This is a genomic window from Stenotrophomonas sp. YAU14A_MKIMI4_1 (assembly GCF_003086855.1).
In the GTDB taxonomy this organism is placed as follows: Bacteria; Pseudomonadota; Gammaproteobacteria; order Xanthomonadales; family Xanthomonadaceae; genus Stenotrophomonas.
The window spans coordinates 4,097,083-4,116,252 of the sequence record NZ_CP025998.1; the positions used below are offsets into that span (position 1 = coordinate 4,097,083).

The following is a 19,170-nucleotide window of genomic DNA, read 5'->3' on the forward strand; positions in this document are numbered from 1 at the left end:
AAAGAAGATCAAAAGCCACAGCGGGTCGCTGCGCTCGGTATCCACGCATGGCGTGGATCTACTGTGTCGACCAAGGTCGACACCTACCAACAGCCGGGCGTTCGAACAGTCGTCGATACCCACAGCCGCGGGGAATTGTCAGAGGCGGGGCGGTGTGGGTGGGCAGGACCGCAGGCGCCATGGATGGCGCCTACGAGCCCCCATGGACGGGTTTACGGCGTGTCCTGCCCACCCACACCGCCCCGCCATCCCGCGGATACCCAGCTTTTGACGTTGACGTTGCTTCAGTCGAGCATGGCTCGACTCTACAGGGGTGCAGGGCTGCAAGCCCTGCCCGAACACCTACGTTACCCAGCCGGCAATCACCAGCAGGGCCAGCACCGCCAGCCACAGCAGCAGCATGCGCCACACCAGACTCATCGCATCGCGCAGGTCCGGCAGCCGCTGCCACACCGGCAACAGCCCCGCTTCGGTGTAATCGTGCGCGTCCTCGCGCAGCTCCGCGTTCACGCTGGCACGCGCCACCGCGCCCAGGAAACCGATGCCGCCGGCCAGCCGCTCGCCATGGGCCTGCCGCCAGGCCTTCCACGCGGTATCGAAGTTGCCCACCAGCGCCATCGAAAACGCCATCAGTTGGGCCACCGGCCACTCAATCCACGACAGCACGCGCTGCGCCAAGGCCAGCGGTTCCACCGGCACCCGCGCCCGCATCGGGCTCTCGGCCATCAGCGCCAACAGTCGGTAGGCCAACGCCCCGACCGGGCCCAGCAACAGGAACCAGAACAGCACCGCGAACCAGCGCCGCAGTGCATTCAACACGGTCGCTTCCACCAGCGACGGAACATCCTCGCGCAGGCTGCCACCAGCGGCCTGCAGGTGCCGCACCGCCGCCTGGCGGGCACTGGCCTCGTCGGCATCGATCACCGCTTCAACATCACGGTCCAGATCGCGCGGACCCCAGCACCAGGCCAGCACCGCCACGCCCAGCAACAGCGCGGGCAGCCCGAACAGCACCCCGCTCAGCAGCCACACCAGCAGCCCCATCAGCAGCAGCGGCGGCAGCAATGCCACCACCACCCCGACCGGCCCCTGCCAGGCCCGCCCGCCATGCGCGTCCAACCAGCCCAGCCAACGCCGGAAACCCTCGAAACGGCGCAGTGAAGCGGCAGCGGCCGGGGCAACATGGCCCAGGGCCAGCGCCACCAGCACGGCAACCAGGGTGGTGAACATGGCGGGTCTCCCGATGAACAAGCGTTCGGCGCCGCTACCTTACCTGCCGCAGCCGCGCCTTCAGCGACGGATTCCACTGTAACCCGTCGCGTGTTCAGGTGGCGGCAATGCTCAGCCGCGCTGCTGTCGGTACCAGTGTTCGATCAGGCCACGCGAGATCGAGATCGGCGGCGAAAGACGGATGCCCTGGCCGTCGTCTTCCACGTCGCGCGCCAGTGCCGCGCCCACTTCATCGACCGTGAACCAGCGCGCATCCTCCAGCTCGCCATCCACGGTGGGCACATCGTCGTGCGCCTGCGCGCGGAAGCCAACCATCAGCGCGCCGGGGAACGGCCACGGCTGCGAGCCCAGGTACTGCGCGGCGATCACCCGCACCTTGCTCTCCTCGTGCACTTCACGGGCCACGGTCTGTTCAAACGTTTCGCCCGGCTCGACGAACCCGGCCAGCACCGAATAGCGGCGCGGCGCCCAGTTGGCCTGCCGACCCAGCAGCAGCCGGCCCTGGTTTTCCACGGCCACGATCACCGCCGGGTCCACCCGTGGGTAGTGTTCGGTGGCGCACTGCGGGCAACGGCCGACGAAGCCACCGCGGGCGAAGGCCACCGCACTGCCGCAGACACCGCAGAAGCGCGTGCGCGACTGCCAGTACGACATGCCGCGCGCGTAGCTGAAGGCCGTGGCATCGGCCACCGTCCACAACAACGCCGCCTGTCGCAGGTCCAGCCGCCGCGGCGCGGTCACGCTGACCTGCGCGGCATCCACGCCGAACCACGCCTGGCCCTCGCGCAGGCCAAGGAAGATCGCCGCACCCGGCCCGCCGCCCAGTGCGGCGCCGGTCAGCGCCAGGGGCTGGTCATCCTCATCGGTGAAGGCCGTGCCGTCCTGGTCCAGCACAAGAATGCGCGCATCCGGCCACAGGCGCGCCAGTGCATCGGCATCGGCGCGCAGGGCATCGGCGCGCTCCAGCGGTTCGTCCACGAAGGCGAAACCGGAAAGCGGCGAAGGAGTCGTAAGCATTCCACAAGCCTGCCGCCATTCGCCGCAGGTGGCAAGGTCGGCGTTACCCGCCGCGCGTGCCGGTGGTTACATGCTGAAGCTGCTGCCGCAGCCGCAGGTGGTCTTCGCGTTCGGGTTGCGGATCACGAACTGCGCACCGGTCAGGCTCTCGGTGTAATCCACCTCGGCGCCCATCAGGTACTGCAGGCTGAGCGGATCGACCAGCAGGGTAACCCCGCTGGTCTGTACCGCCAGATCATCCTCGGCGCGGTTCTCGTCGAACTCGAAGCCGTACTGGAAGCCGGAACAGCCACCGCCTTCGATGTACACGCGCAGGGCCAGGTCGGGGTTGCCCTCGTCCTGGATCAGTTCCTTCACCTTGGCCGCAGCGGATTCGGTGAAGTTCAGCGGCCGCTCCAGCGACTGGTAGTCGGGAGCGGCGGCCGGCGTGGCGCCGGGCAGGGAAACTAGCGTGCTCATGGCCCCAGCATGGGGGCGCCGGGCGTGGCTTTCAAGCCATGGCCTCGGCCAGCTTGCGACGCGCGGCATCGCCGCCCTTGCCCTTGCCGGCGGTCTCCTCGCCTTCCGGGGCGGGCAGCGCGGCAACCGGGCTGCTGGCGTGGATCAGGCGGCCGTTCAGCTGCGCGCCGGCGTTCATTTCCACCACCTGGTAATGCACGTTGCCGTTCACCCGGGCGCTGGGGGTCAGTTCCACCTTCTCGGTGGCATGCACGTCGCCATCCATGCGGCCGCTGATGACCACCACCTGGGCGCGGATCTCCCCTTCGATCACGCCATGCTCGGCCACCGTCAGGGTGGCACCGCTGGCGCCTTCCTGGGCGATCACCTTGCCGTGGATGCGGCCTTCCACATACAGGCCCCCACTGAATTCCACATCACCACGGATCACCACCTGGTTGCCGATCAGGGCATCCACCACCAGCTGGCCATCACGGCTCGACTTGCTGTTTCCGAACATCTGCCTACTCCCCATTGCTGGCCGGTGCACCGGCCTGTTTCCAGTCAAATACCTGGGTCGTGCCCCCCGCACCCCCACCCAATGTCACCCGCACGCGTTGCGGGGTGAAGTCTGTCGGCAGCATGACGCTGCCGCTGAGCTGCTGGAAGTACCGGAACGAGTAATCCTGCCCCGGTACCTTGTTGCGCTGGTGCAGCTCATCCCAGCTGATCGTGGCCAGCTTGCCGTTCTTCACACCTTCCACCGTGAAGCGCATCTGCCCCTGGCTGATCGCGCCACGGTTGAGGTTCTGGGTCAGCACGGCGGTGTACTGCCAGGTGCCGGCCGATTCCGGGCTGAACTCGATGGAATGGGTGTTCAGGCCCTTGCGCTGGCTGGTGGAACCCACCAGGCGCTCGTAGAACGCCACGTCGGCGCGCAGCCCGGCGATCTCTTCATCGCGCTCGGCCAGCGACGACTGCACCTCGGTGTTGGCCGCGCGACTGATCCGGTCCGACGCTTCCAGGGTGGCCTGCTTCTGGCGCACCTCGGTCAACTGGGCCTGCAGGGTCTCGGCGCGCTTTTCGGCGGCCTGCAGGCGCTGGCCCTGGGCATCGCGCGGCGCGCCCAGCCAGCAGCCACCCAGCACGGCCAGCACCAGGCTCAGCAGCCAGATACCGGCCAGTATCAGCAGGCGACGGCGATCGAGCGGCGGTTGTGATGCACCCGGCAGGCGAACCTGCACACGCATGGGAGGGCGGTTGTTCATGGGTAGTCTCCGGGGCATCGCATTGGCAACACCGTCACGGCCCCTGTGGCAAACGACGGGCTAGTGTAAGTCAGGAACGGCGGGTTTCCCCGGGGGCGGCCGCCAGCGGCCAGTGGTGTTCAGGCACGCCATCGCCGATAGTGTGGCACCCCGCACAGTTCCGCCGCCGGAGTCCGCCATGACCGAAGCCCACCTGTTCGTGATCGGCATCCTGCTGGCCTGGCTGGCCGGCATCCGCGTCTACCTCACCGTGTTTGGCGTTGGCCTGGCCGGCCTGCTGGGCTGGGTGGACCTGCCCCCTGCGCTGCAGGCCACCGAATCATGGTGGGTGCTGGGCACCTCGGCGGCGCTGGCCGCGGCCGAATTCGTCGCCGACAAGATCCCCGGCGTCGATTCGATCTGGGACCTGCTGCAGACCCTGGCCCGTGTGCCGGCGGGCGCCTTCCTGGCCGCCGCCACGCTGTCGCCCGACGGCGATCTGGGCACCGGTGCGCTGGTGGCCGGCGCCGGCGTGGCCCTGGCCAGCCATGGCCTGAAGGCCGGCACCCGCGCCCTGTTGAACACCTCGCCGGAACCGGCCAGCAACTGGATTGCCTCGGCCGCCGAAGACACCGTGGTGATCGGCGGCCTCGCGCTTGCCCTGGCCCACCCGTGGATCGCGTTGATCGTGGCGCTGGCCTGCAGCCTGGCCGGTGCCCTGCTGGTGTGGCTGGTGTGGCGCACGCTGTGGAACGGCGTGCGCTGGCTTGCCCGTGCTGGCGGCAGCGCCGGCAGCGGGCCCGCCCGCGCAGGATGACGGCTGGCCTTGCCGCATAATGGCCGTGAACATCAGGAGCCCCCATGGCCGCAAATGAATTTCCCGCGGGCGCCCGCCAAGGACGCGCTGAAACCCCACCTGCCGACCACTGGCAGCGCTGGGCCACGCCCGACGCCGCGCCTGCCGTGGCGGTGGCCGCTCCGGCGCCCCTGAGCCTGGTGCAGGCCACTACCGAACACGCCGCTGGCAGCGAGCTGCCGGCACCGCCGCCGCTGCCGTTCCCGCCGCCGCAGGGCGAAGCCGGCAACAGCGACGCCGCACCGCCCCCGGCCGATTCGCCATATCGCGTGCTGATCGTCGAAGACGACCGCGCGCAGGCCCTGTTCGCACAGAGCGTGCTGCACGGCGCCGGCATGCAGGCGGTGGTGCTGGGCGACCCGGATGCCGTACCGCAGGCGATCCGCGAACAGCGCCCCGACCTGATCCTGATGGACCTGCACCTGCCGGGCGTGGATGGCATGCGGCTGACCGCGATGATCCGCCAGCAGCCGGGCATGCAGCTGCTGCCGATCGTGTTCCTCAGCGGCGATCCGGACCCGGAACGTCAGTTCGAAGTGCTGGACTGCGGCGCCGACGACTACCTGAGCAAGCCGATCCGGCCGCGCCACCTGATTGCTGCCGTGGCCAACCGCATCCGCCGCGCCCGTGCGCAGGCCGCCACCCTGCCCGGCGCCAACGGTGCACCGGCCACCAGCAACCCGGAAACCGGCCTGCCCACCCGCCACCACGTGCTGCAGCAGCTGAGCGCCAGCCTGGCCCACCACGGCCATGGCGGCGTGTTCTTCATCGAGATTTCCAGCGCGCTGGGCCTGCGCGAACGCTATGGCTACGCCGCATTCGAACGGCTGATGGTGCAGGCCGGGCAGCGTCTGGCCGAAGCAGGCCATCCGCATCTGCTGGCGCGCCTGAACGACAACAGCTTCCTGCTGCTGGCCCGCGATGCCCACGAAGACCATCTGGAAACCCTGGCCGCCAACCTGCGCGAACAGCTGTCCGCGCGCGCCTTCGTGATCCGCGACGACGAATCGGTGCATCTGCGCGGCGTGGTCGGCTATGCGCCGCTGTCGCCCGGCTTCGACGATGCCACCAGCGCACTGGAAGCGGTGGAACGCACCACCCTGCAGGCACGACTGCTCAGCTCCGGCGTGGCCGGCCACGTGCACCGCCCCACGGTGAACGAGGAAGAGCACCTGGCCTTGCTGGAAGGCCAGCTGGAACTGGCCTACCAGCCGATCGTGGCGGTGGCCGGTGGCGGCAGTGCGCAGTACCAGCTGCTGCTGCGCCTGCGCCAGGAAGACGGCACCGTGCTGACTGCCGGCCAGGTGATTCCCGCTGCCGAAGCGGCCGGGCGCATTGCCGACCTGGACCAGCAGGTGCTGGAACATGCCATGGGCCTGCTGGATCTATACCGCCACGCCACCCACCCGTTGAACCTGTTCGTCTCGCAGTCGCTGCGCACCCTGCAGCGCGATGCCTTCGCCGATTGGCTGCTGGAATCGCTGCAGCAGCGCGACCTGCCGGGCAGTGCGCTGGTGATCGACGTGCGCCTGCCCGATGCGCTCATCCACACGGTGCCGCTGCAGCAGTTCTGCCAGCGCATGGCCAGCGCCGGCGTGCGCTTCTGCCTGAGCCAGTTCGAACCCGGCAGCGAAGCCGATGCCCTGCTGACCCAGCTGCCGCTGGCCTTCGTGCGCATGGCCGCGCGTTTTTCCAGCAGCCATTCCAACCCGGGCACGCGCGAGGAACTGCGCCGTGCGATCGAACAGGCGCATGCCGCTGGCCTGCAGATCATCGGCCAGCAGATCGAAGACCCGCAGGCCGCGGCGGCCATGTGGGTGGGCGGTGTCGATTACATCCAGGGCAACATGGTGCAGTCGGCCGGCAGCGACCTGAACTTCGACTTCCAGAACGCGGTGCTCTGAGTGCCGCTGACGGTCGCGCTGCTGGCGGCGCTGTGCCTGGCCGCCGTGGCTCTGGCAGTGCTGGGCCTGCGCCTGCGGGCGCGCGGCCGGCAACTGGCTGCCAGCCAGCGCGAACGCACCGTGCTGGCCAGCGAACGCGACCAGCTGCGGCGCACCACCGAACGCCAGGGGCAGCTGGAACACCAGCTGCTGCAGGCCAAGCAGGCCGCCGAAGCCGCGGTGCTGGCCAAGGGTGAATTCCTGGCCACCATGAGCCACGAAATCCGCACCCCGCTCAACGGCATCCTGCCGATGCTGGAACTGATCGCGCGTGGGCCGCTGGGCGAGGACCAGCGGCAGATGCTGGCCACCGCATCGGCCAGTTCGCAGCAGCTGCTGCGCATCGTCGATGACATCCTGGATTACTCGCGGCTGGAAGCGCAGGCGCTGGAACTGGAAATCACCACGTTCAATCTGCGCGAACTGCTCGATGGCGTGGTGCAGCTGATGCAGCGCGCCGCCGAATCGAAGGGGCTTTCCGTAAGCCTGCAGCTGGACCCAGCGGTGCGCCTGTCGGTGCGTGGCGATCCGGTGCGGCTGCGCCAGGTGCTCAGCAACCTGCTGGCCAATGCCATCAAGTTCACCGCGCGCGGCCACGTGCAGCTGCGCGTGCAGCGGCTGGGCGAAGGCCCGGCCCAACACCAGCTGCGGTTTGACGTGATCGATACCGGCATCGGCATCGACCAGGCGCTGCAGGCGCGTCTGTTCCAGTCCTTCAGCCAGGCCGATGCGTCGACCACCCGCCTGTATGGCGGCACCGGCCTGGGCCTGGCCATCTGCAAGCGCATCATCGACCTGATGCACGGCCAGATCGGCGTGCAGTCCACGCCCGGCCATGGCGCCACGTTCTGGTTCGAGATCCCGCTGTTGAAGGTGCCCGGCGACCTGCCGGCATCGACCCGCGGCCCGGCCGCGCTGCTGCTGTACAGCGCCGACCCGCTGCTGCAGGCCCGGGTGGAACGCATTGCCGTGCACCACGGCCTGCAGGCGCAGGCGCTGTCCGATCTGGAGGCACTGGTGCAGCGCCTGCGAAGTGCGCCGCGGCCCGGCCAGCCGGCGCCGGCATGGCTGCTGGTGGATGCACGCCAGCGCCGCCAGGGCGAGGCCACGCTGCAACGGGCCCTGGCCGAGCGCGGCGACGACGACGCGCTGCAGGTGCTGTGGCTGCAGGATGACGCCGCGCCCGCGCGGCCGCGCCAGCAGCAGCTGCCCGCCGCCTTCACCGACGCCGCCCTGCACACCCTGCTGGGCGCGCCCATGGCCAGTGCGCGGCCCGCCCCGCTGCTGGCGGCCGACGCCGGCGCGCCGCTGCCCACGCTGCCTGCGCTGGGGCTGCAGGTACTGCTGGTGGAAGACAACGCGGTGAACCGCATGGTGGCCGAGCAGCTGCTGAAGGTCTTCCAGTGCCAGGTACGCAATGCGGCCGACGGCGAACAGGCGCTGGCGGCCATGCGCGCCGGTGGCATCGACGTGGTGCTGATGGATTGCCAGATGCCGGTGCTGGACGGCTACAGCGCCACCCGCCACTGGCGGCATGAAGAAGCGCAGACCGGCCAGGCCCGCCTGCCGATCATCGCGATGACCGCCAACGCCATGGCCGGCGATCGCGAGCGCTGCCTGCAGGCGGGCATGGATGATTACCTGTCCAAGCCGATCGACCGCGAAGCCCTGCACACGCTGCTGCAGCGCTGGGGCGGCGCACCCGCCCCGGTAGAGTCGAGCTTGCTCGACTGCCCGCCCCCCGTAGAGTCGAGCTTGCTCGACTGCGATAAGCATGGCGACAGTCGAGCAAGCTCGACTCTACCAGCGCCCGACAAAGACACTCAGCCGCAGCCGGTGCTCGACCGCAGCGTGCTGGAAGAACTGCAGAGCGTGATCGGTCCGGCCGCGCTGCAGATCGTGGCCGTATTCCTGGAAGATGCGCCGCTGCTGGTGCAGCAGTTGCAGCAGGCCGCACAGGGCGAAGACATCGAGCGCCTGCAGGCACTGTCGCACAGCCTCAAATCATCCAGCGCGAATGTGGGTGCGCTGTCGCTGTCGGCCGTGGCCACGCGCATCGAGCGCGAAGCCCGCGGCGGCACGCTGCAGCGCCCCGCCGTGGCGGTGGCGCTGCTGGTGGCTGAATTCGCCCGTGCGCGCGTGGCGCTGACCGGCTATCTGGGGCAGCAACGGTAACCGGTAGAGTCGAGCTTGCTCGACTGCCGTGGCCCCTCGGTAGAGTCGAGCTTGCTCGACTGCTTCAGGCAAAAACAGTCGAGCAAGCTCGACTCTACAAACCGCGGGTAGAGCAGTCGAGCAAGCTCGACTCTACGCTGCGGGTTACATCACTCTTCCAGCTTGCTCAGCAGGTACTTCGGCTCGCCGATGCGCTCGATCAGGTCCAGCTGGGTTTCCAGCCAGTCGATGTGCTCTTCTTCCGAATCCAGGATCTTCACGAACAGCTGGCGGCTGACGTAGTCACCGACCGAATCGGCATAGGCCACGGCGTCGCGCAGGGTGACCACGCCGTCGCGTTCCAGCGACAGGTCGCACTGCAGGATCTCGGTCGGGTTTTCGCCAATGCGCAGCTTGCCCAGTGCCTGGAAGTTCGGCAGACCTTCCAGGAACAGGATGCGGTCGGCCAGCATGTCGGCATGCTTCATCTCGTCGATCGATTCCTTGTACTCATGCTCGGCCAGTTCCTTGATGCCCCAGTTCTTGAGCATCTTGGCGTGCAGGAAGTACTGGTTGATCGCGGTCAGCTCGTTGTAGAGGACCTTGTTGAGGAATTCGATGACCTTGGTGTCGCCCTTCATGGGGATGCTCCTGCACGCTGAAAACGCGGGCACTGTAACCCCTTGCGCGCGAGCGTGAAGGAACGCGAATCGTGCGCATTGGCCAGTGCAGCCAGCAGCGAAGCAGAAGTGGGCGCGGCGTCAATGCCGCGCGAAGGCGGATCAGGCCGCCTGCAGGCCCAGCACGGGCAGCGGCAGGTCGTGCGTGGCCAGCGCCTTGGCCAGCAGGTCGCCGGCCATGTCCAGGCAGGAACCGCAGGTGGCGCCGCAACCGGTACGCATGGTCAGCTCGCCCACCGACGTGACGCCCTGCGAGGCGGCTTCACGGATCTGGTGGTCGGTAACACCATTGCAGATGCAGACGTACACGGGCAGGAACCAGGCTGACAGGCCGGAAGCGGCCTGGTCGCTATTCCAATGCAAACGAGAATGGTTGTCAATCAATGACCTGAACCATTCTCGCTACCGTTCAGGCCACTAGGTGGCCGGACCGTCACCCTGGGCCTTTTTTGGCCAGTACCCGCGGCTGCGCGGGCGCTTGCGTGGGCGGTCATGGCCGGCAGCCTGGCCGGGCATCCAGGCCTCGGCCGCGCTCTTGGGCATGGAGGTGACCCCCTGCCCCGCCACCCCGCGTGCGAGCGGCGCCAGATGGCGCAGGGCACGGGCATAGACGCCACGCTTGAACATGACCACGTGTTCCACCGGGTACCAGAAATCGACCCAGCGCCAGTGGTCGAACTCGGGGGAGTCGGTGTGGTCCAAGCGCACGTGCGATTCATCGCCGGTCAGGCGCAGCAGGAACCAGACCTGCTTCTGGCCGATGCAGACCTGCCGTTCATTGCGGCGGATGGCCCGCGCCGGCAGCTTGTAGCGCAGCCAGCCCGGTGTCGCGCCCAGCACTTCCACGTGCTCGGGCAGCAGTCCGGTTTCTTCCTGCAGTTCACGATACATGGCTTCGACGGGGGTCTCGTCGGTGTTCATTCCGCCCTGCGGGAACTGCCAGCCATCCCGGCGCACACGTCGTGCCCAGAATACCTGCCCGTCCTGCCGCATCAGCACAATGCCGACGTTCGGTCGATAGCCGTCCGGATCGATCACGATGCGGACTCCTAAGAAAATCTACTGGCTGGGACTATCCCATGACGCCTGTCAGGCCACAAGCACGTTACAAAGGTGTTGACAGGCCCAGTACACATGCGCAGAATAGCGGGCTCACCAAGGCTATGTAGCTCAGCCGGTTAGAGCACAGCACTCATAATGCTGGGGTCGGTGGTTCGAGTCCACCCATAGCCACCACATTGAAGTTGTTTTTCAATGTGAAAAATGTGAGAATAGCAGTTCGCGACATTGCCCCGTCGCCAAGCGGTAAGGCACCTGACTCTGACTCAGGCATTCGGTGGTTCGAATCCATCCGGGGCAGCCAAATTCAAGAAAGGCCAGATCGAAAGATCTGGCCTTTTTCTTTGTGTGCGCATCACTGGGGGGTCAACGCCTTTTCCTGCGGAAAAGGATCCGATCCCCAATCCCCAGAACGACAAAAGCCCGGCCGAAGCCGGGCTTTTGCGTTTCCAACCAGCGGGCTCCCGAAGGAGCCCAACCAGGCGCAGTGGATCAGCGCTTGGAGAACTGGGTGGCGCGACGGGCCTTGTGCAGACCGACCTTCTTACGCTCGACTTCACGGGCGTCACGGGTCATGAAGCCAGCCTTGCGCAGCTCGGACTTCAGGGTTTCGTCGTACTCGACCAGTGCACGGGCGATGCCCAGACGGATCGCACCGGCCTGGCCGGTGGTGCCGCCGCCAGCGGCGGTGACCAGGATGTCGAAGCTTTCGGTGTTCTTGGTCAGCTCGAGCGGCTGGCGCACGATCATGCGCGCGGTCTCACGACCGAAGAACTCGTCCAGCGGACGGCCATTGACGGTGATGTTGCCCGAACCCTTGCGCAGGAACACGCGAGCGGTGGAGGACTTGCGGCGGCCAGTGCCGTAGTTTTGAGTGATAGCCATGATTAGATATCCAGAACCTGCGGCTGCTGTGCGGCGTGCGGATGCTCAGTGCCGGCGTAGACCTTGAGCTTGCGGTACATCTGGCGACCCAGCGGGCCCTTCGGCAGCATGCCCTTCACGGCGATCTCGATCACGCGCTCCGGGTGGCGCTCCAGCGCCTGTGCCAGGGATTCGGTCTTCAGGTTGCCGATGTAGCCGGTGAAACGGTGATACATCTTGTCCTGCAGCTTCTTGCCGGTGACGGCAATCTTTTCTGCATTGATGACGACCAGGTAGTCGCCGGTATCAACGTGGGGGGTGTAGACCGGCTTGTGCTTGCCGCGCAGACGGCGGGCCAGCTCGGTGGCGAGACGGCCCAGGGTCTTGCCCTCGGCGTCGACGAGGTACCAGTCGCGCTGGACGGTCTCGTTCTTGGCAGTGAAAGTGCTCATGAAGAACTCTAGGTTAGGTCGGGCTCATTGCGGCGAAAGGCTCGCCGGAACTCTGCCACGCGTTGTGAAAAGGTGAAGCGTAAGAGGCGGGATTGTACGCACCCGGCCTGCCCGGTGCAAGCGCCCCCTGCCCTGGGTTGGCAGGGCCCGGGCGCCGGGCGAGAATCGCAGGTCTCCCCGCCCCACCCGTGCTGCCATGACCGCGCTCCGCCAGACCACCCCGCTGGACCACCTGCTGACCGAGGCGCAGCGCGCCCTGGACACGGTGTTCGGCAACCCGCCGGCCGCCCGCCCCTACCCGGCCGCGGACACCGACGAACCGGGCATGGACCGCGCACAGCGGCGCCATGCCGCCGGCCTGATGCGCATCAACCACGTGGGCGAGGTCTGCGCGCAGGGCCTGTACTTCGGACAGGCCGCCGTGGCCCGCGACCCGGCCACCCGCGAACACCTGCTGGAAGCGGCGCAGGAAGAGACCGACCACCTGGCCTGGTGCGCCACCCGCCTGGGCGAGCTGGACAGCCGGCCCAGCCTGTTCAATCCGCTGTGGTACGCCGGCAGCTACACCATCGGCACCCTGGCCGGGTTGCGCGGTGATGGCTGGAACCTGGGCTTCGTGGTGGAAACCGAGCGCCAGGTGGAAGCCCACTTGGACGAGCACCTGGTGGACCTGCCGCCGGGCGACCTGCGCAGCCGCGCGGTCATCCAGGTGATGAAGGAAGACGAAGCCCGGCACGCCGAGCACGCCGAACAGGCCGGCGCCCGCCGCCTGCCGTTCCCGATTCCAGGCGCGATGGCGCTGGCATCGAAGGTGATGAAGACCATCGCCTACCGGCTGTAGGGAACCCGCCGGGGTCGGATCCCTTTCCCAAGGGGAAAGGGCTCTGACCCCTGACGGTCCGTGATCCATGATGGGGTCAGAGCCCTTTTCCCGTGGAAAAGGGATCCGACCCCGTCAATCAATTGGGCGACACCAGCTTCAGGCCGATCACGCCGGCCACGATCAGGGCCACGCAGCCCAGCCGCGCCGGCGAGGCGCTGTCGTTGAACAGGAAGATGCCCAGCACCGCCACGCCCAGCGCGCCGATACCGGTCCAGATGGCGTAGGCCGTGCCCACCGGAATGCTCTTCATCGCCTGGCTCATCAGGTACAGGCTGATCAGCGCCGAGACGACGGTGGCGGCGGTGGGCAGGGGCTTGCTGAAGCCTTCGGAGTACTTCATTCCAATGGCGAAGCCGATTTCGAACAGGCCGGCCAGCAGCAGATAGATCCAGGGCATGGGTGGGGTCCTTACCTTGTTGAACAAAAACGAAACGGCCCGGTGTTTTCACACCGGGCCGTAGGTCGGTACATCGCCGTGGAACCACTGATTGCGCAGCATTCGGTTCCACGGGGCGGGTCGTCCCGCCTGGGTGGGCGATGCCAAGGGGCATCGCGCACGGGTGTTACTCGGACAGATTGCGGCCGTGGAACAGCTCTTCGATCTCGCGCTTGAGCAGCGCTTCGATCTTCATGCGTTCCTTGAACGACAGGTTCTTGGCCTTTTCCTCGAACAGGTACTGGTCCAGGTCGAAGTCCTTCAGGTGCATCTTCGTGTGGAAGATGTTTTCCTGGTAGACGTTGACGTCGAACATCTCGTAACGCGACTTGATGTTCTTGGCCAGGAAGTTCTGGATCGAGTTGATCTTGTGATCGATGTAGTGCTTCTTGCCCTTCACATCGCGGGTGAAGCCACGGACGCGGTAGTCCATGATCACGATGTCCGATTCCAGGCTCTCGATCAGGTAGTTCAACGCCTTCAGCGGCGAAATGACGCCACAGGTAGCCACGTCGATGTCGGCGCGGAAGGTGGCGATGCCTTCCTGCGGGTGCGTTTCCGGATAGGTGTGCACGGTGATGTGCGACTTGTCCATGTGCGCGACCACGGCGTCGGAGATCAGCTCCTTGCCGGCCTGCTTCTTGTCGATCACCGGTTCTTCGGAGATCAGGATGGTCACCGAGGCACCCTGCGGATCGTAGTCCTGGCGGGCCACGTTCAGGATGTTCGCGCCGATGATCTCGGCGACATCGGTCAAGATTTGAGTCAGCCTGTCGGCGTTGTACTCTTCATCGATGTATTCAATGTAACGCTGACGCTCCTCTTCGGTGCGCGCGTAACACACGTCATAGATGTTGAAGCTCAGCGCCTTGGTGAGGTTGTTGAAACCCTGCAACCTCAGGCGAGGCAACGGCTTGACCACGGCGGTCGATTCCTGTGTGAGATGGGAAAGGGGGAATTATGGGGCAAACTGCCCGCCGGGGGAACGTGAAGGGCTCACGCATCTGGCACACTATTTGCCCTTAACAGGTGCGCTGGTTAAGCTCCGCCATCGAACCCGTGAATCCGTTCATGCGCAGAGGGAGCGCCCCTATCGTGTCAACCGTGCGCCTAGCTAGCAGCCCATTGGCCTTGGATATCGCCACCATCGATCGCTTCTTGGCGCACAGCCATCGGCGGCGTTACCCCACCCGTACCGACGTTTTCCGCCCCGGGGACCCGGCGGGAACGCTGTATTACGTCATCAGCGGCTCTGTCTCGATCATGGCCGAGGAGGACGACGACCGCGAACTGGTGCTGGGCTACTTCGGTGCCGGCGAGTTCGTGGGCGAAATGGGCCTGTTCGTGGAATCGGACCGCCGCGAGGTGATCCTGCGCACCCGCACGGCCTGTGAACTGGCCGAGATCAGCTACGAACGCCTGCACCAGCTGTTCCTGGGCCCGCTGTCGGCCGACGCCCCGCGCCTGCTGTACGCGCTGGGCCAGCAGATCTCCAAGCGCCTGCTCGATACCAGCCGCAAGGCCAGCCGCCTGGCGTTCCTGGACGTGACCGACCGCATCGTGCGCACCCTGCACGATCTGGCCCAGGAACCGGAAGCAATGAGCCACCCGCAGGGCAGCCAGCTGCGCGTTTCGCGCCAGGAACTGGCCCGCCTGGTCGGCTGCTCGCGTGAAATGGCCGGCCGCGTGCTGAAGAAGCTGCAGACCGACGGCCTGCTGCATGCCCGCGGCAAGACCGTGGTGCTGTACGGCACCCGTTGAGCACGCCCGGTGGGTGCGGACCTTGGTCCGCACACCATCGCACGCCCCGCACATGCGCATCCGCTAGGCTCGGTGCATGGAACTGAGCAGCGAATTCTGGTGGTTCATCCTCATCGGCCTGGGCGCACAGCTGGTCGATGGTGCGCTGGGCATGGCCTTTGGCCTGGTGTCATCGTCGGTGCTGCTGGCCATGGGCATCCCGCCGGCGCAGGCCAGCGCCGCTATCCACACCGCCGAAGTGTTCACCACCGGCGCGTCCGGCGTGTCGCATCTGGTCGCCGGCAATGTCGATAAACGCCTGTTCTTCCGTCTGGCCCTGCCCGGTGCCCTGGGCGGCGCGGTGGGCGCCTATGTGCTGACCCAACTGCCGGGCGACATCATCCGCCCGCTCATCTACCTGTACCTGCTGGTGCTGGCCATCCTCATCCTGGCGCGTGCAGCCGGGCGCTGGATGCCCCGGGGCGAGATCCGTCGGGTTCCGGTGCTGGGCTTCTTCGCCGGCCTGCTGGACGCCAGCGGCGGCGGTGGCTGGGGCCCGGTGGCCACGTCCACCCTGCTGGCCCGCGGCGGCCAGGCGCGCACCACCATCGGCACGGTCAATGCCGCCGAATTCGTGGTGACGGTGACTATTTCGGCCACCTTCCTGCTGTCGATGGGCCTGCAGCACCTGCAGATCGTCGCCGGCCTGTTGATCGGCGGCATGATGGCCGCGCCGGTGGCGGCGATCCTGGTCAAGCGGGTGAAGGAACGCTGGGTGCTGGTGGCGGTGGGCGTGCTGGTGCTGGGCATCAGCCTGTTCCAGATCGGCCACGCGCTGGGCGGTTATCTGGGGCGCTGACGGCCCGCGCCTGTTCCGGTAGCGCCGGGCCATGCCCGGCGGATCATTCACCGTGCGATGGGGTCAGAGCCCCTGCGGGGATCTGACCCCGGGTCAGGCCTTGTCGCCGCCGCGGTCGACGCAGCCCCAGTTGAGGATGCGGGTACCGGCGGGCAGCACGCTGCGGAAGAAGTCGACCTTGGAGCGCTTCGGGTTCACCACCACCGGCGCCTTGGCGGCCAGCAGCAGCGGCAGGTCGGCGGTGCTGTCCGAATAGGCGATGTCGATGTCGCCATAGCCGCGCTCGCGCAGCATGCGCATCTTTTCTTCGTTGTGGCAGTGTCGGGTCGGGCCGACCCCGCCCAGGCGCGGGCCCACTTCGGTGCCGATCACCGGCACATCCTGGTGCGCCACGAAGGCCAGGATGGCACGGGCCAGCTCCGGCGGTGCGCCGGTGGCCACCACTACCCGGTCGCCCTTGGCGCGGTGTGCGGCGAATACTTCCAGCGCCTGCGGCAGCAGCTTGGCGCGCATCTGCTGCTCGTTGCGGATCACGTAGGCGTCGATCACCCGGTTGAACTCGCGCGCCCGATGCAGGCCAAAACTGCCGATCCACACGTAGACCGAAATGCCGGTACGGCGGGTCGGCAGCATCGCCACCAGCGGCCCGGCGATCGGCGTGACCAGCAGCGCGGCCAGCATGCGCAGCGGATTGCGCTTGATCAGCGAGGCGAACAGGTGGGTGCCCGAATCACCGTCGTAGAGAGTGTGGTCGAAGTCGAAAACGACCAGCGGCGCATCCTCGCGCGGCGTTGGATAGTGCGTTGTCATGCCCCGAAGAATAGCTGACGCAGGCCCTCACCCGGCTCTTCCACGCGCATGAAGGCCTCGCCCACCAGGAACGCATGGATGCCGGCGTCGCGCATCAGGGCCACGTCCTGCGGGCCCAGGATGCCGCTCTCGGTCACCAGCAGGCGGTCGCGCGGCACCGCCTGCTGCATGTCCAGGGTGGTCTGCAGCGAGACCTCGAAGGTGCGCAGGTTGCGGTTGTTGATGCCGATCATCGGCGCCGGCACCTGCAGGGCGCGCTCCAGTTCGTCGATGTCGTGCACTTCCACCAGCACGTCCATGCCCAGCGACAGCGCCAGTTCGGACAGGGTGGCCAGCTGGGTGTCGTCCAGCGCGGCCACGATCAGCAGGATGCAGTCGGCGCCCAGCACACGGGCCTCGTACACCTGGTAGGCGTCGATCACGAAGTCCTTGCGCAGCACCGGCAGCGTGCAGGCTTCGCGGGCCTGCTGCAGGTAGGCATCGGCGCCCTGGAAGAAGTCCACGTCGGTCAGCACCGACAGGCAGCTGGCGCCGCCGAACTCGTAGCTGACGGCGATGTCGGCCGGGCGGAAGTCGGGGCGGATCACGCCCTTGGACGGGCTGGCCTTCTTCACCTCGGCAATCACCGCCGGGTCGCCGTTGGCCACCGCCGCCTGCAGCGCGCGCACGAATCCGCGCACCGGGGGGGCACTGGCCACGGCCGCCTGCAGCGCCTCCAGCGGGCGCTGGGCGCGGCGCTGGGCCACTTCTTCGGCCTTGCGGGCCAGGATCGTCTGCAGGATGTCGCTCATCGTCGTCGCTTCAGTACTGGGGCGGTGAGGACGGCCATTATCGGCCATCGGGTGGGTCAGGCTGAACCGCGCGCTCAGGCAACCAGCGCGCGGGTGGTATCAACGTACTGCTGCAGGCGCTGGCGGGCACTGCCGTCGGCGATGGCGGCACGGGCACGGGCCAGGCCGTCGCCGATGTCGCTGGCCACGCCGGCCACGTACAGCGCTGCGCCGGCATTGAGCGCCACGATGTCCAGCGCCGGGCCGGCCTGGTTGTCCAGCACCGCGCGCAGCATCTGGATCGACTGCTCCGGGCTGTCCACGCGCAGGTTGCGGCTGGCCGACATGGCAATGCCGAAGTCTTCGGGGTGGATCTCGTATTCGCGCACCTTGCCGTCGCGCAGCTCGCCCACCAGGGTGCCGGCGCCCAGCGAGATCTCGTCCATGTTGTCGCGGCCCCAGACCACCATGGCGCGCTCGGTGCCCAGCTCGCGCAGCACGCGCGCCTGGATACCCACCAGATCGGGATGGAACACGCCCATCAGCACCGACGGTGCGCTGGCCGGGTTGGTCAGCGGGCCGAGGATGTTGAAGATGGTGCGCACGCCCATCTCGCGGCGGACCGGCGCGACCACCTTCATCGACGGGTGATGGATCGGCGCGAACATGAAGCCGATGCCGGTCTGCTCGATCGCCGCGGCCACCTGCGCCGGCTGCAGCTCGATGGCCGCGCCCAGCGCTTCCACCGCATCGGCGCTGCCGGACTTGGACGACACGCTGCGGTTGCCGTGCTTGGCCACGCGCGCGCCGGCGGCGGCCGCCACGAACATCGCGCAGGTGGAAATGTTGAAGGTGTGCGAACCATCGCCACCGGTGCCGACGATATCGACCAGGTGGGTGGTATCGGCCACCGGCACCGCCAGCGCGAATTCGCGCATGACCGTGGCGGCCGCAGCGATCTCGTCGATGGTTTCCTTCTTCACCCGCAGGCCGGTGAGGATGGCGGCGGTCATCATCGGCGAGACATCGCCGCGCATGATCTGCCGCATCAGGTCGACCATTTCGTCGAAGAAGATTTCGCGGTGTTCGATGGTGCGTTGCAGGGCTTCCTGGGGGGAGAAGCTCATCGGAATGCTCCTTGGATCAGGCCGCCGGGCGCTGCAGGAAATTGCGCAGCAGGGCGTGGCCGTGTTCGGTGAGGATGGATTCGGGGTGGAACTGCACGCCTTCCACCGGGAACTGGCGATGGCGCAGGCCCATGATCTCTTCGATCGAGCCGTCCTCGTTCTCGGTCCAGGCGGTCACTTCCAGCGCGTCGGGCAGGCTGGTCTTGTCCACCACCAGCGAGTGGTAGCGGGTGGCCTGGTAGCGGTCCGGCAGCCCGGCAAACACGCCCTTGCCTTCATGGCGGATGGGCGAGGTCTTGCCGTGCATGATGTTGCCGGCGCGGATGACCGTGCCGCCGTAGACCTGGCCGATGCTCTGGTGGCCCAGGCACACGCCGAGGATCGGCGTGGTCGGGCCCAGCCGCTGGATCAGCTCCAGCGACACGCCTGCTTCATTGGGCGTGCACGGGCCGGGCGAAATGACGATGCGCTCGGGTTTCTGCGCGGCGATCTCGTCCACGCTCATCGCATCGTTGCGCACCACCTTCACTTCGGCGCCCAGCGTCTGCAGGTACTGCACGAGGTTGTAGGTGAAGCTGTCGTAGTTGTCGATCATCCACAACATG

Annotated in this window: 22 protein-coding genes and 2 tRNA genes; 8 read left to right on the plus strand and 16 right to left on the minus strand. The window is 67.2% G+C overall.

Annotated features, from left to right (window positions below; translation table 11 throughout):
• Positions 1-342: 342 nt before the first annotated feature.
• The 5 genes from ampE to C1931_RS18420 form a co-directional block, all read right to left on the minus strand.
• Complete coding sequence (ampE, locus tag C1931_RS18400; protein ID WP_108757365.1) at positions 343-1,230, minus strand: regulatory signaling modulator protein AmpE; 888 nt, start codon at positions 1,228-1,230, stop codon at positions 343-345.
• Between the two features lie 111 nt (positions 1,231-1,341).
• Entirely contained in the window at positions 1,342-2,247 is a 906-nt protein-coding gene (nudC, locus tag C1931_RS18405) for an NAD(+) diphosphatase (RefSeq protein WP_108757366.1), read from the minus strand.
• 66 nt (positions 2,248-2,313) lie between these two features.
• Complete coding sequence (gene erpA, locus C1931_RS18410) at positions 2,314-2,706, minus strand: iron-sulfur cluster insertion protein ErpA (protein WP_108747525.1); 393 nt, start codon at positions 2,704-2,706, stop codon at positions 2,314-2,316.
• Positions 2,707-2,737: 31 nt separating this feature from the next.
• Positions 2,738-3,205, minus strand: a complete 468-nt coding sequence (locus tag C1931_RS18415; protein ID WP_108757367.1) for a polymer-forming cytoskeletal protein — start codon at positions 3,203-3,205, stop codon at positions 2,738-2,740.
• A 4-nt stretch (positions 3,206-3,209) separates the two neighbouring features.
• Positions 3,210-3,953: a DUF6776 family protein gene (locus C1931_RS18420; RefSeq protein ID WP_108757368.1), complete on the minus strand. Its 744-nt coding sequence runs from the start codon at positions 3,951-3,953 to the stop codon at positions 3,210-3,212.
• A gap of 178 nt (positions 3,954-4,131) precedes the next feature.
• Here C1931_RS18420 and C1931_RS18425 point away from each other — a divergent pair, with 178 nt between their 5' ends.
• The 3 genes from C1931_RS18425 to C1931_RS18435 are packed head-to-tail and all read left to right on the plus strand — an operon-like array spanning position 4,132 to position 8,906.
• A complete protein-coding gene (locus C1931_RS18425) occupies positions 4,132-4,749 on the plus strand; it encodes a DUF4126 domain-containing protein (RefSeq protein WP_108757369.1) in 618 nt (205 codons plus the stop codon).
• A 44-nt stretch (positions 4,750-4,793) separates the two neighbouring features.
• Positions 4,794-6,692: an EAL domain-containing protein gene (locus tag C1931_RS18430; RefSeq protein ID WP_108757370.1), complete on the plus strand. Its 1,899-nt coding sequence runs from the start codon at positions 4,794-4,796 to the stop codon at positions 6,690-6,692.
• The gene (locus C1931_RS18435; protein ID WP_108757371.1) at positions 6,693-8,906 is read left to right on the plus strand and encodes a hybrid sensor histidine kinase/response regulator; all 2,214 of its coding nucleotides are present in this window, start codon (positions 6,693-6,695) and stop codon (positions 8,904-8,906) included. It begins immediately after the preceding gene.
• A gap of 149 nt (positions 8,907-9,055) precedes the next feature.
• Here C1931_RS18435 and bfr read toward each other — a convergent pair whose 3' ends face one another.
• The 3 genes from bfr to C1931_RS18450 form a co-directional block, all read right to left on the minus strand.
• Positions 9,056-9,526: a bacterioferritin gene (gene bfr, locus C1931_RS18440; protein ID WP_108754386.1), complete on the minus strand. Its 471-nt coding sequence runs from the start codon at positions 9,524-9,526 to the stop codon at positions 9,056-9,058.
• Between the two features lie 141 nt (positions 9,527-9,667).
• Positions 9,668-9,874 carry a (2Fe-2S)-binding protein gene (locus tag C1931_RS18445; RefSeq protein ID WP_057497541.1) on the minus strand — a complete coding sequence of 69 codons (207 nt, stop codon included), beginning with the start codon at positions 9,872-9,874 and terminating at the stop codon, positions 9,668-9,670.
• 108 nt (positions 9,875-9,982) lie between these two features.
• Positions 9,983-10,603 (minus strand): RNA pyrophosphohydrolase, encoded by a 621-nt coding sequence (locus C1931_RS18450; RefSeq protein WP_108751086.1) that lies wholly within the window; start codon positions 10,601-10,603, stop codon positions 9,983-9,985.
• Between the two features lie 121 nt (positions 10,604-10,724).
• On the opposite strand from C1931_RS18450, the gene C1931_RS18455 reads away from it, so the two are divergent.
• Positions 10,725-10,801: transfer RNA gene (locus tag C1931_RS18455), tRNA-Met, on the plus strand.
• Between the two features lie 52 nt (positions 10,802-10,853).
• Positions 10,854-10,928: transfer RNA gene (locus C1931_RS18460), tRNA-Gln, on the plus strand.
• 188 nt (positions 10,929-11,116) lie between these two features.
• Here C1931_RS18460 and rpsI read toward each other — a convergent pair.
• Both rpsI and rplM read right to left on the minus strand, forming a co-directional pair.
• Positions 11,117-11,509: a 30S ribosomal protein S9 gene (rpsI, locus tag C1931_RS18465; RefSeq protein ID WP_005411311.1), complete on the minus strand. Its 393-nt coding sequence runs from the start codon at positions 11,507-11,509 to the stop codon at positions 11,117-11,119.
• A 2-nt stretch (positions 11,510-11,511) separates the two neighbouring features.
• Complete coding sequence (gene rplM / locus C1931_RS18470) at positions 11,512-11,940, minus strand: 50S ribosomal protein L13 (RefSeq protein ID WP_005414692.1); 429 nt, start codon at positions 11,938-11,940, stop codon at positions 11,512-11,514.
• Between the two features lie 196 nt (positions 11,941-12,136).
• On the opposite strand from rplM, the gene coq7 reads away from it, so the two are divergent.
• On the plus strand, positions 12,137-12,781 hold the full coding sequence (coq7, locus tag C1931_RS18475; RefSeq protein ID WP_108754387.1) for a 2-polyprenyl-3-methyl-6-methoxy-1,4-benzoquinone monooxygenase: 645 nt from the start codon (positions 12,137-12,139) through the stop codon (positions 12,779-12,781).
• Between the two features lie 118 nt (positions 12,782-12,899).
• Here the strand turns inward: coq7 and sugE are convergent, their stop codons facing one another.
• On the minus strand, positions 12,900-13,220 hold the full coding sequence (sugE, locus tag C1931_RS18480) for a quaternary ammonium compound efflux SMR transporter SugE (RefSeq protein ID WP_108751088.1): 321 nt from the start codon (positions 13,218-13,220) through the stop codon (positions 12,900-12,902).
• 166 nt (positions 13,221-13,386) lie between these two features.
• Entirely contained in the window at positions 13,387-14,181 is a 795-nt protein-coding gene (gene speD, locus C1931_RS18485; RefSeq protein WP_006473908.1) for an adenosylmethionine decarboxylase, read from the minus strand.
• 149 nt (positions 14,182-14,330) lie between these two features.
• Here speD and crp point away from each other — a divergent pair, with 149 nt between their 5' ends.
• Entirely contained in the window at positions 14,331-15,020 is a 690-nt protein-coding gene (crp, locus tag C1931_RS18490) for a cAMP-activated global transcriptional regulator CRP (protein WP_010482649.1), read from the plus strand.
• Between the two features lie 76 nt (positions 15,021-15,096).
• Positions 15,097-15,858, plus strand: coding sequence for a sulfite exporter TauE/SafE family protein (locus C1931_RS18495; protein ID WP_108757372.1), 762 nt, complete (start codon positions 15,097-15,099; stop codon positions 15,856-15,858).
• A gap of 93 nt (positions 15,859-15,951) precedes the next feature.
• Here the strand turns inward: C1931_RS18495 and C1931_RS18500 are convergent, their stop codons facing one another.
• The 4 genes from C1931_RS18500 to C1931_RS18515 form a co-directional block, all read right to left on the minus strand.
• Entirely contained in the window at positions 15,952-16,668 is a 717-nt protein-coding gene (locus C1931_RS18500) for a haloacid dehalogenase-like hydrolase (protein WP_108754389.1), read from the minus strand.
• A complete protein-coding gene (gene trpC, locus C1931_RS18505) occupies positions 16,665-17,459 on the minus strand; it encodes an indole-3-glycerol phosphate synthase TrpC (RefSeq protein WP_108757373.1) in 795 nt (264 codons plus the stop codon). The genes C1931_RS18500 and trpC overlap by 4 nt, the downstream gene beginning before the upstream one ends.
• 74 nt (positions 17,460-17,533) lie before the next feature.
• Positions 17,534-18,565, minus strand: a complete 1,032-nt coding sequence (gene trpD / locus C1931_RS18510) for an anthranilate phosphoribosyltransferase (RefSeq protein ID WP_108754391.1) — start codon at positions 18,563-18,565, stop codon at positions 17,534-17,536.
• 16 nt (positions 18,566-18,581) lie between these two features.
• Positions 18,582-19,169 (minus strand): aminodeoxychorismate/anthranilate synthase component II, encoded by a 588-nt coding sequence (locus C1931_RS18515; RefSeq protein ID WP_108754392.1) that lies wholly within the window; start codon positions 19,167-19,169, stop codon positions 18,582-18,584.
• Position 19,170: the final 1 nt, after the last annotated feature.